The 11,070-nt window shown below is 72.5% G+C and carries 12 protein-coding genes; 5 read left to right on the top strand and 7 right to left on the bottom strand.

The window, feature by feature from the left end; genetic code table 11:
- Window positions 1–25 precede the first annotated feature (25 nt).
- The 6 genes from ACFWN1_RS27580 to ACFWN1_RS27555 form a co-directional block, all read right to left on the bottom strand.
- Window positions 26–1,240, bottom strand: coding sequence for a cytochrome P450 (locus tag ACFWN1_RS27580; protein WP_384367462.1), 1,215 nt, complete (start codon window positions 1,238–1,240; stop codon window positions 26–28).
- A gap of 11 nt (window positions 1,241–1,251) precedes the next feature.
- On the bottom strand, window positions 1,252–2,304 hold the full coding sequence (locus ACFWN1_RS27575) for a type III polyketide synthase (RefSeq protein ID WP_384367459.1): 1,053 nt from the start codon (window positions 2,302–2,304) through the stop codon (window positions 1,252–1,254).
- Window positions 2,305–2,451: 147 nt separating this feature from the next.
- Window positions 2,452–2,718, bottom strand: coding sequence for a DUF6213 family protein (locus ACFWN1_RS27570; protein ID WP_384367456.1), 267 nt, complete (start codon window positions 2,716–2,718; stop codon window positions 2,452–2,454).
- Window positions 2,719–2,743: 25 nt separating this feature from the next.
- Window positions 2,744–4,129: an NADP-dependent succinic semialdehyde dehydrogenase gene (locus ACFWN1_RS27565; protein WP_384367453.1), complete on the bottom strand. Its 1,386-nt coding sequence runs from the start codon at window positions 4,127–4,129 to the stop codon at window positions 2,744–2,746.
- Between the two features lie 76 nt (window positions 4,130–4,205).
- Entirely contained in the window at window positions 4,206–4,679 is a 474-nt protein-coding gene (locus ACFWN1_RS27560) for an NUDIX domain-containing protein (RefSeq protein ID WP_384367450.1), read from the bottom strand.
- On the bottom strand, window positions 4,676–6,214 hold the full coding sequence (locus tag ACFWN1_RS27555) for an ATP-dependent DNA ligase (protein ID WP_384367447.1): 1,539 nt from the start codon (window positions 6,212–6,214) through the stop codon (window positions 4,676–4,678). The genes ACFWN1_RS27560 and ACFWN1_RS27555 overlap by 4 nt, the downstream gene beginning before the upstream one ends.
- A gap of 63 nt (window positions 6,215–6,277) precedes the next feature.
- On the opposite strand from ACFWN1_RS27555, the gene ACFWN1_RS27550 reads away from it, so the two are divergent.
- From ACFWN1_RS27550 to ACFWN1_RS27530, 5 genes are all read left to right on the top strand, one after another.
- Window positions 6,278–6,907: a helix-turn-helix domain-containing protein gene (locus ACFWN1_RS27550; protein ID WP_384367466.1), complete on the top strand. Its 630-nt coding sequence runs from the start codon at window positions 6,278–6,280 to the stop codon at window positions 6,905–6,907.
- Window positions 6,908–7,022: 115 nt separating this feature from the next.
- The gene (locus tag ACFWN1_RS27545; RefSeq protein ID WP_384367444.1) at window positions 7,023–7,994 is read left to right on the top strand and encodes an NADPH:quinone oxidoreductase family protein; all 972 of its coding nucleotides are present in this window, start codon (window positions 7,023–7,025) and stop codon (window positions 7,992–7,994) included.
- Window positions 7,991–9,172, top strand: a complete 1,182-nt coding sequence (locus ACFWN1_RS27540; RefSeq protein ID WP_384367441.1) for an acyl-CoA dehydrogenase family protein — start codon at window positions 7,991–7,993, stop codon at window positions 9,170–9,172. Before ACFWN1_RS27545 ends, ACFWN1_RS27540 begins: the two co-directional genes overlap by 4 nt.
- Complete coding sequence (locus ACFWN1_RS27535) at window positions 9,169–10,257, top strand: acyl-CoA dehydrogenase family protein (RefSeq protein ID WP_384367437.1); 1,089 nt, start codon at window positions 9,169–9,171, stop codon at window positions 10,255–10,257. Before ACFWN1_RS27540 ends, ACFWN1_RS27535 begins: the two co-directional genes overlap by 4 nt.
- Before the next feature lie 101 nt (window positions 10,258–10,358).
- Entirely contained in the window at window positions 10,359–10,553 is a 195-nt protein-coding gene (locus ACFWN1_RS27530; RefSeq protein ID WP_384367434.1) for a hypothetical protein, read from the top strand.
- Between the two features lie 10 nt (window positions 10,554–10,563).
- On the opposite strand, the gene ACFWN1_RS27525 is transcribed toward ACFWN1_RS27530, so the two are convergent.
- The gene (locus tag ACFWN1_RS27525) at window positions 10,564–10,926 is read right to left on the bottom strand and encodes a DUF779 domain-containing protein (protein WP_384367431.1); all 363 of its coding nucleotides are present in this window, start codon (window positions 10,924–10,926) and stop codon (window positions 10,564–10,566) included.
- Window positions 10,927–11,070 lie beyond the last annotated feature (144 nt).

Genomic DNA, 11,070 nt, shown 5'->3' with positions numbered 1-11,070 from the left:
CCCCTGTGCGGCACGGCTCACCAGGTCACCAGGTCACCGGCAGGGCCTCCGGACCCCGGATCAACGCGCCCTTGCGGAAGGGGACCTGCGCCGGCGGCACCGCGAGCCTCAGCCCCGGCACCCGGTCCAGCAGGACGTCCACCAGCAGCTCGGACTCCAGCCGGGCGAGCATCCCGCCGGGGCAGTAGTGCGGGCCGAAACCGAACGCCAGATGCGGGTTGGGACTGCGCTCGACGTCGATGGTGTCCGGGTCGGGGAACACCTCAGGGTCCCGGTTGGCGGCCAGGTAGGAGGTGTAGACCGCGTCGCCCGCGCGGATGCGGACGCCCCCGACGTCCACGTCCTCCAGCGCGATCCGGCAGAGCCCGACCGCGTTGCGGTGCGGGATGTAGCGCAGCAGCTCCTCGATCGCCATCGGCCGGACCGCCGGGTCCGAACGCAGCCGCTCAGCCAGCTCCGGCCTGGTCAGCAGCAGGTAGAACAGCTGCCCGCTGTTGTTGGTGACCGCCTCGCCGCCGATCTGGAGCAGCACGGCGAGGCCGACCGCCTCCACCAGGGTGACCTCGTCCCGGTCCACGGCCGCGCTCAGCAGCGAGCAGACGTCGTCACCCGGACCGTACGCGTGATGCCCGATGAGGTGCGTGAAGCAGGCGCTCATCTCGCGCTTGGCCCGCTCGCTGACCTCCTTGCCGTGCGCGGAGGACAGGATCAGCTGGGTCCACTCGTGCATGGCGTGGTGGTCGGCGGGGGGAACGCCCATCAGCTCGCAGATCACCGCGATGGGGAACGGGCTGAGCACCGCGCTGGTGAGGTCGGCGGGCGGGCCCTGGCGGAGGAGTCCGTCCACCAGCCCCTCCAGCACGGTCCGCGACCGCTCCCGGACCCGTTCCACGCCCTTCGCGGTGAACGCGGCGGCCACCGCCCGGCGCAGCCGGGTGTGGTCGGGCGGGTCGAGGAAGCCGACCGCGCCCCGGTCCGGGATGAAGTGCGGGGCGAGCCGGGTGACCTGCTTCTCCATCACGGCCTCCCGGCCGAAACGCGGGTCGTTGGTCACCATGCGCACGTCGTCGTACCGGGTGACCAGCCAGGCCCAGCCGTCGCCGTTGGGCAGCTGGACGCGGGTGACCGGGCCCTCGTTCATCAGCTCGGCCAGCATCGGGTCGAAGTCGGTGCCCGCCAGGTCGGCGGCCGGCCACTGATGGACGGGGGGCTGGGGCTCCGCCAGTGTCTCGTCGGTCATGGCGCCCCCTCTCAGTCCCGGCCGACCCAGCGGCCGACGGTCATCTCGGCGGTGATGCCGGGGCCGAACCCGGCCAGCAGTCCGCGCGCCCGGTGCTCGGCACCGCCGTCGTCGAACAGCCGCCGCAGCGCGTCCAGGACCACGGCGCTGGCGATGTTGCCGTACTCGGTGAGCGTGGCCCGGCTGAACCGGAACGCGTGCGGCTCGACCTCCAGGAACTTGCTGAGGTCGTCGAGTATTCGGGGGCCGCCGGCGTGGATGATGTAGAAGTCCAGGTCGGAGGCGTTCCAGCCGTGGTTGCCCGCGAGCTCCTGGAGCGCCGGGGCCAGCGGCTCCATCGTGGTCGGCACCCGCTTGTCCAGCAGGAAGTGGAACCCGGTGTCCCGGACGTCGTACGAGATCCAGTCCTCGGTCTTGGGGATCAGGTACGAGCCGTTGCGCTCCAGCTCCACACCCGTGCCGCCCCGGCCGCGGACCACGGCGGCCGCGATGCCGTCGCCGAACAGGCCGTTGGAGAGCAGGGAGCCGACGCCGAGGTCGGTCGGCTGGTAGCACAGCGAGCAGAACTCGCAGGCCACGATGAGGGCGTTGGCCTCCGGGTAGGCCGAACAGAAGTCGTGCGCCCGGTTGATGGCGGCACCGCCGGCCGCGCAGCCCAGCTGGGCGATGGGCAGCTGCCGGGTGGTGCTGGAGAAGTCCATCTCGTTGATCAGCCACGCGGTGAGCGACGGCATCATGAAGCCGGTGCACGACACGTAGACGATGACATCGATGTCGGAGGTGAGCAGTTCGGCCGAGTCCAGCGCCTGCTGGATGACCGCGGGCACCCGGGCCTTGGCCTCGTGCTCGTACAGCTTGTTGCGCTGTTCGAAGCCCGGGTGCTTCAGGGTCTCCTCGATCGGCTGCACGATGTGCCGGGTGCGCACTCCGGTGTTCTCGATCAGCCGGAGGGCCAGCGGGAGCTGCGGGTTGTCCGCGTGGTGCGTGCGGGCCAGCTCCAGGGTCTCCTCCATGGTGATCACGTGTTCCGGCACGGACACCGAGGGTCTGCACAAAGTCGCCATGAGCGGTCCCTGCTTTCGCCGTCCGGCGGGCCTTCGTCCGCCGGTCAGAAGGTGGTCCACCCACACTCACCCGGAAGGCCGACGATCTCGCGCCGAATTACTCCGAACCGGGGACGACAGAGAGTGACGAAAGGCCGTTTCGGCAGCTCAGGACCGTTTGAAATCACCGGGTGACTGCTCCTGCCGCGCCCCGCTGCTGTGAGCGATGCAGGCCACGTCGATCCGGTCCGCCAGCTTCGCCAGCTCGATGGCCAGCTCGGCGACGGTGTCCTCGTCCAGCCCCCGCTCCCCGGCCTCCACCAGATGCACCCACCGCGCCCCCACGCTGCGCAGCAACTTGGCTACATCGCCCGCCGACACCCGCAGCGCACCGCGCTCGTCGACGATCAGAGGGAGGGTCACTTCGCCGTTCACAGACCGGATCGTAGCCGTGCGATCCTCACGCTCCCTGCCAAACGGTGGTGATGTTGCAGAACTCCCGGATTCCGTGCGCCGACAGTTCACGTCCGTAACCGGAACGCTTCACCCCGCCGAAGGGGAACGCGGCGTTCGAGGCGGTCATGCCGTTGATGAACACGCCCCCGGCCTCCAGGTCCCGCGCGCAGTGCGCCATCTCGTCCTCGTCCTCGGTCCACACGCTGGAACTCAGGCCGAACGGGGAGTCGTTGGCGATCAGGATCGCGTCCTCCAGGTCGTCCGCCCGGTACACGGTCGCCACCGGTCCGAACGCCTCCTCGCGATGGATGCGCATCTCGCGCCCGACGCCGGCGATCACGGTCGGCGGGTAGTACCAGCCAGCGCCGTCCGGCCGCCGGCCGCCGCACAGGATGCCGGCGCCGCTGCGGCGCGCGTCGTCCACCAGTTCCTCCACGTCGGCCCGGCCCTGCTCGGTGGCGAGCGGCCCGACGTCGGTGTGGTCGTCCATCGGGTCGCCGACGGTCAGGTCCTCCATCCCGGCGACGAACTTCTCCAGGAAGGCGTCGTACACGTCCCGGTGCACGATGAACCGCTTGGACGCGATGCAGGACTGGCCGTTGTTCTGCACCCGTGCCGTCACCGCGACCTTCGCCGCCTTGTCGATGTCGGCGGAGGGCATCACCAGATAGGGGTCGCTGCCGCCCAGCTCCAGTACCGTCTTCTTGATCATCTCGCCGGCGGTGGAGGCGACCGCACGTCCGGCCGGCTCGCTGCCGGTGAGGGTGGCCGCCTTGACCCGGTCGTCCCGGAGGATCTCGTCGACGGCGGCCGAGCCGACCAGCAGCGTCTGGAAACAGCCGACCGGGAACCCGGCCCGCTGGAACAGGTCCTCCAGGTAGAGGGCGGTCTGCGGCACGTTGGAGGCGTGCTTGAGCAGGCCGACGTTGCCCGCCATCAGCGCGGGCGCGGCGAACCGGATCACCTGCCAGAGCGGGAAGTTCCACGGCATCACCGCGAGCACCGGACCCAGCGGGCGGTAGACCACCCGCACCCGCGAGGCCCCGGAGTCCCGTACGTCCGCCTCGTCCGGCACCTCGTCGGCGAGCAGGCCCTCGGCCCGTCCGGCGTACCAGCGCATCGCCTTGACGCACTTGGCGGCCTCCGCGCGGGCCTGCGCGAGGGGCTTGCCCATCTCGGTCGTCATGATCCGGGCGACCTCGTCGTTGTCCGCCTCCAGCAGGTCGGCGGCCCGGTTCAGCCGCTCGGCGCGCTCGGCGAACGACGTCGTCCGGTAGGTCCGGAAGGTGGCCTCGGCGAGCTGGAGCCTGCGCTCCACCTCGGCGTCGTCCATCGGCTCGTACGTCTTGACCGTCTCGCCGTTCGCCGGGTTCACCGTGGCGATGGGCATGGCTGACCTCCTGGTACCGGGGTATGCGTCGACCTTGGCGCGCGGCATCCGGTACCGCAACGCCTCGGTCCCCTGTTCAGCCCGAGTGCTCCGCCAGACGGTCGAGAAACGTGCCCTGTCCGGAGACCATCAGCGGCCGGGCCTCCTCGGGGGTGAACCAGGCCACCCGGTCCAGCTCCGGGAACTCCTGGACGCGGCCCGAGTGGGGCGGCCACTCCATGGTGAAGGTGCCGGGCGCGACGGCCGACGGATCGAGGTCGGCCGCCACCGCCCAGACCGTGACGATCTTGCCGTTGCGCTGGGTGATCTCGCCCAGCGGCAGCGCCGGACCGTCCGGCGGGGCGATACCCAGTTCCTCCTGGAACTCCCGGCGGGCCGCGTCCCAGGCGGGTTCGTCCGCCAGGTACTCGCCCTTGGGCACCGACCACGCCCCCTCGTCCTTCGTGGCCCAGAGCGGGCCGCCCATATGGCCGAGCAACACCTCAAGACCTCGGTCGGTGTGGCGGAACAACAGCAGTCCCGCGCTGCGCTTCGTCGCACGCGCTGTCACGCCTTGACCTCCGGGTGTGCCGCGAGCAGGGCCTCCACCGTATCGGCCTCCTCGGGCCGTTTGTCCTCGCGATAGCGGATCACCCGCGCGAACCGCAGGGTGACCCCGGCCGGGTAGCGGGTGGAACGCTGGAGTCCGTCGTAGGCGATCTCCACGACGAGTTCGGGGCGTACGGTCACGCCCCAGCTCTTCTCCTCCACCGCGAGTTCGCCCAGCCGCCCGGTCTGCCAGGCGAGCATCGCGTCCGTCATGCCCTTGAAGGTCTTCCCTAGCATCGCGTAACCGCCGTCGGCCGTGCGGGCGGCCAGGTGGAGGTTGGAGAGCCTGCCGGTGCGGCGGCCGTGTCCCCACTCGGCGGCCAGTACCACCAGATCGAGGGTGTGCACGGGCTTGACCTTCAGCCAGGACGCACCGCGCCGTCCCGCGCTGTACGGCGCGTCGAGCCCCTTTGCCACCACCCCCTCGTGCCCGCGCGCCAGGGTCTCGGCGAGGAACTCCTCCGCCGCGCCGGTGTCCCCGGGCCCGGCGACCAGCGCCCGGCGCACCCGCATCGGCTCCGGCACCAGCCGGGCCAGCTCCGCGTGCCGCTCGGCGAAGGGCAGGTCCAGCAGGTCCCGGCCGTCCACCGAGAGCGCGTCGAAGAACACCGGGGAGACCGGGACCTCCTCGGCCGCCCTCGCCACGTCCACCCGCGAGCCGACCCGGCCGGCCGTCTCCTGGAAGGAACGGGGCCGCCCGTCCGGCCCGAACGAGATCACCTCGCCGTCCAGCACGAACCGCTCACCCGGCAGGGCCAGCGCCGCCGCCGTCACCTCCGGCAGCCGGCCGGTGATGTCGTCCAGCGTCCGGGTGTAGACGCCCACCTCGGCGCCGTTGCGGTGCACCTGGACGCGGATGCCGTCGAGCTTCTCCTCCACCGCGCACACCCCGAGCTTCTCCACCGCCTCCGCGACCGAGGACGCGCTGCGCGCCAGCATCGGCAGCACCGGGCGGCCCACCGTGAGGCGGAACGCCTCCAGCGCGCCGGGGCCCTCGGCCAGCAGGGCCTGGGCGACCGTCTGGAGCGAGCCGGCCAGCATCACCGCCCGCCGCACCGTGGGCGGGTCGGCCTCCGTGGCGCGGGCCAGCCCCTCCACGGCGAGCGCGTCCAGCGCGCCCTGGCGGACCTCGCCGGTCAGCAGGCCCCGCAGGAAGCGCTGTTCGTCCTCGGTGGCCGCACCCATCAGCTCGTCGAGGATCCGTGCCCGCCCGGCCTGCGAACCCGCCCCGGACACCGCGGCCAGCTCACTCAGCAGCGCGTCCACTCCGCGCACGGTGAGCGTCGGCTCGGCGGCGGGCGGTACCGCGCGGCCGAGCACCTTCCAGCCGACGCCGATCCGGCCCTGCGGCAGCCGTCCCGCGAGATACGGGATGACCACCGGTACGTCGTCGGGTTCCGCGTCCCGGAAGAGTTCCGCGAGCAGTTCCGTCTTGCGGGTCCGGGACGCCGTGGCGGCGACCTGGCCCGACACCTCCGCGAGCCGAGTGAGCAGCATGCAGCATGGGTGCTCTGCGAAGGCCCCGCTCACACCTGCCGGATCGACAAACCACCTTGCCCGATCCGCGATAAGGCCACGAGTGGGACGAGCGACGCGGGCGCGGAGAGTACCGGCGAGGTACTGGCCGCCGTCGGCCCGAGACTGCGCCGCCTGCGCAAGGATCGGGACGTGACGCCGGCCGCGCTGTCGGAGGCGACCGGCATCTCGGTCAGCACCCTCTCCCGGCTGGAGTCCGGGCTGCGCCGGCCCGGCCTGGAGCCGCTGCCGCCCATCGCCGAGGCCCACCGGGTCCCGCTGGACGAACTGGTCGGCGCCCCGCCGGTCGGCGACCCCAGGGTGCGGACCGAGCCGGTCGAGCGGGACGGCCGCACCTTCCACCCCCTCACCCGGCGCCCCGGCGGCCTCCTGACGTACATGGTGCTCGAACCGCGCCGCGAGCGGCGGCCCGACCCGCGCACCCACGAGGGCTACGAATGGCTGTACGCCCTCTCCGGGCGCCTCAGGCTGGTCCTCGGCGACCATGACGCGGTGCTGGGGCCGGGGGAGGCCGCCGAGTCCGACACCCGGGTACCGCACTGGTTCGGGTCGGCGGGGGACGGGCCGGTGGAGTTCCTCAGCCTGTTCGGGCCGCAGGGCGAGCGGATGCAGCTGCGGGCGCGGGCCGGGCGGAGGGCCGAGGGGGAGAGCTGACGGGTTCCGTCCGGAGCCGGTGGACTGGTTCCGGCCGGCTGTTCCCTAACGGCAAGCGACCGCTTAGTATGCCCAGGACCCCGGTTCGGACGACGCAGTCCCGTGGAGGCCCGGCATGCAGGCATGGCAAGTGCACGAGAACGGCGAGCCGCGCGAGGTGATGCGCCTGGCGGAGGTGGAGCCCCCCACGCCCGGCGAGGGCCAGGTGCTGCTCCGGGTGCGCGCCGCCAACGTCAACTTCCCGGACGCCCTGCTCTGCCGGGGCCAGTACCAACTCCGGCCCCCGCTGCCCTTCACGCCCGGCGTCGAGATCTGCGGCGAGACCGAGGACGGCCGCCGCGTCATCGCCAACCCGGCGCTGCCGTACGGCGGTTTCGCCGAGTACGCGCTCGCCGACGCCCGCGCGCTGCTCCCCGTGCCCGACGCGCTGGACGACGCCGAGGCCGCCGCCCTGCACATCGGCTACCAGACCGGCTGGTTCGGCCTGCACCGCCGGGCCCGTCTGGAGGCGGGGGAGACCCTGCTGGTGCACGCCGCCTCGGGCGGTGTCGGCAGCGCCGCCGTCCAGCTCGGCAAGGCCGCCGGAGCGCGGGTCATCGGTGTCGTCGGCGGCGCCGACAAGGCTGCCGTCGCCCGCGAGCTGGGCTGCGACGTGGTCGTGGACCGCCGTACCGGGGACGTGGTCGCCGCCGTCAAGGAGGCCACCGGCGGCAGGGGCGCCGACGTGATCTACGACCCCGTCGGCGGCGAGGCGTACGCCCAGTCCGCCAAGCTGGTCGCCTTCGAGGGCCGGATCGTGGTCGTCGGCTTCGCGAGCGGCTCCATCCCGAGCCCCGCCCTCAACCACGCCCTGGTGAAGAACTACTCGATCCTGGGCCTGCACTGGGGCCTGTACCACACCAAGAACCCCAAGCTCGTGCTGCGCTGCCACGAGGAGCTGACCGAGCTGGCCGCGCGCGGCGCGATCAAGCCCCTGATCAGCGAGCGCGTACCGCTCGCCGGAGCCGCCGACGCCGTGCAGCGGGTCGCCGACGGCGTGACCACCGGCCGCATCGCCGTCCTGCCGCCGAACGGAGCCACCGCATGACCGACGCCGGTGAACTGCGCCGCCGCACCCACGAGTTGCTGGCCGCGCACCCGCCCGCCACCACCGACCGTCTCGATTTCCTCAAGGCCCGCTTCGACGCCGGACTCGCCTGGGTGCACTACCCGGAGGGCCTCGGCGGACTCGGCGCCCCGCGCTCGCTGCAGGCCGTCGTGGACGAGGAGCTGGCCGCCGCCGGCGCCCCCGACAACGACCCCCGCCGCATCGGCATCGGCCTCGGCATGGCCGCCCCGACCGTGCTGCGCCACGGCACCGACGAGCAGAAGGCCCGCTTCCTGCGCCCCCTGTGGACCGGCGAGGAGGTGTGGTGCCAGCTGTTCAGCGAGCCCGGCGCCGGCTCCGACCTGGCCGCGCTCGGCACCCGTGCCGTACGCGACGGTGAGGGCTGGGTGGTCGACGGGCAGAAGGTGTGGACCTCCAGCGCCCATCTGGCCCGCTGGGCGATCCTCATCGCCCGCACCGACCCGGACGCGCCCAAGCACGCGGGCATCACCTACTTCATCTGCGACATGACCGACCCCGGGGTGGAGGTCCGGCCGCTGCGCCAGATCACCGGCGAGGCCGAGTTCAACGAGGTCTTCCTCACCGGCGTCCGCATCCCCGGCAACCGCCGTCTCGGCGAGGCCGGCGACGGCTGGCGGGTCGCCCGGACCACGCTGATGAACGAACGTGTCTCTATCGGCGGCATGCGCCTGCCCCGCGAGGGCGGCATGATCGGCCCGGTCGCGAAGACCTGGCGGGAACGCCCCGAGCTGCGCACCCACGACCTGCATCAGCGGCTGCTGACGCTCTGGGCCGAGGCCGAGGTGTCCCGGCTGACGGCCGAGCGCCTGCGCCAGCAGCTCAACGCAGGCCGGCCCGGCTACGAGGGCTCCGGCATGAAGCTCGCCTTCGCCCGCCTCAACCAGGAGATCAGCGGCCTGGAGGTCGAACTCCGGGGCGAGGAGGGGCTGCTCTACGACGACTGGACCATGCGCCGCCCCGAACTGGTCGACTTCACCGGACGCGACGCCGGGTACCGCTATCTGCGCTCCAAGGGCAACAGCATCGAGGGCGGGACCAGCGAGGTCCTGCTGAACATCGTCGCCGAGCGCGTCCTCGGCCTGCCCGCCGAACCGCGCACCGACAAGGACGTCCCCTGGAAGGACCTGGCCCGATGAGCACGCCGAACGCCGAGCCCGACCTCCTCTACTCCGAGGAGGAGGCCCTGCGGGCCGCCGTCCGCGACCTGCTCACCGACCATTGCGGGCCCGCCGCCGTGATCGCCCGCACCGAGTCGGGCACCCCGCACGATCCCGGCCTGTGGAAGCAGCTCGCCGAGGGCATGGGCCTGGCCGGCCTGCTGATACCCGAGTCGCAGGGCGGCCAGGGTGCCACCCATCGGGAAGTCGCCGTCGTGCTGGAGGAGTTGGGGCGGGCCGTGGCACCGGTGCCGTACCTCGCCAGCGCCGTGGTCGCCACCGAGGCGCTGTTCGCCTGCGGCGACGACGAGCTGCTGGGGGAACTCGCCTCCGGCCGCACGGTGGGGGCGCTCGCCGTCTCCCTGACCACCGCGCCGGGCGCCGCCTTCGCCACGGCCCGTGTCGAGAACGGCGCGCTGCGCGGTGAGCTGACCTCCGTCGCGGACGCGGTCGCGGCCGACGTGCTCCTCGTCCCGGCCGCCGACGGCGATCTGTACGCCGTGGCCGCCGACGCCGTCACCCTCACCCCGCTGACCCCGCTCGACCTCACCCGCCCGCTCGCCACCGTTACCCTCGACGGCGCCCCCGGCCGCCGCCTCGGCCCCGCCGAACCCGCCGTACGACGCGCCCTGCGGGCCGGCGCGGGGCTGCTGGCCTCCGAACAACTGGGCGTCGCGGACTGGGCGTTGATGGAGACCGTGCGCTATCTGAAGGAGCGCAAGCAGTTCAACCGGCCGGTCGGCGGCTTCCAGGCGCTCAAGCACCGGCTCGCCCAGCTCTGGCTGGAGGTGGTCAGCCTCCGTGCGGCCGCCCGCGCCGCCGCCGACGCGCTCACCACCGGCCTCGACACCGACCTCACGGTCGCCGTCGCCCAGTCCTACGCCGCTCCGGTCGCCGTCCACGCCACCGAGGAGGCGCTCCAACTGCACGGCGGGCTCGGCATGACCTGGGAACACCCCGTCCACCTGCACCTGAAGCGGGCCAAGGCGGACTCCCTCGCCTACGGCACCGCGGGCGCCCACCGCAAGGCCCTCGCCGCGCTGGCGGACCTCGTCGCACCCTGACACCACCCTTACGGGGGACACGTCAGCGCCCTGGAACAACCCTCCGCTACGCCACACTTGCGGCCGAACGCCGCACACCTGGCGTGGCGGAGGAGGTTCCGATGGCTGTTTCCATCTCAGTGGTGCTGCTGCTCCTGATCCTGGCCGTGGTCTTCATGCGCAACGGGGCGCTGAAGATCTCGCACGCCCTGGTCTGCATGATGCTCGGCTTCTCACTGGCCGGCACCAGCATGGCCCCCACCATCAACAACGGCCTCACGGCCACGGCGGACCTGGTGAGCGGGCTGCGGCCGTGACGGGCGAAGGCTAGGCGCCGATCACGCGCGAGCGGATCAGGAAGCGGACGCCCTCCGGGGCCTCCAGGGAGAAGCCGCTGCCCCGGCCGGGGACCACGTCCACGATGAGGCGGGTGTGGCTCCAGAGGTCGTACTGGGACTTCGACATCCAGAAGCCGACCGGTTCCGCTACGCCGTCCACGGCCAGTTCGGCCAGGAGCACATCCGAGGCGCCGGTGCGGAACTCGCCCTCTGGGTAGCACATCGGAGCGCTGCCGTCGCAGCAGCCGCCGGACTGGTGGAACATCAGCGGGCCGTGCTGCTCACCCAGCCTCCGCAGCAGTGCGGCCGCCTCGGGCGTGAACTCGACGCGCTGACTCTCTTGCGTTTCCACGGTCACCGTCCAGGATGAGCGGGGCGTCCGACACCCCCAGTCTGGGCGCTCACGGGGAGGCAGTCCAGCCGTCGGCGGGGATGTCCACCACGCGGCCGGCGGGGTCCCGTACGAAGATCCGCTTCGCGGGCCGGGGCACGCGAG

The sequence above is a fragment of the Streptomyces sp. NPDC058459 genome, assembly GCF_042721685.1.
Taxonomy (GTDB): domain Bacteria; phylum Actinomycetota; class Actinomycetes; order Streptomycetales; family Streptomycetaceae; genus Streptomyces.
This window is presented reverse-complemented; position numbering and strand designations above follow the sequence as displayed.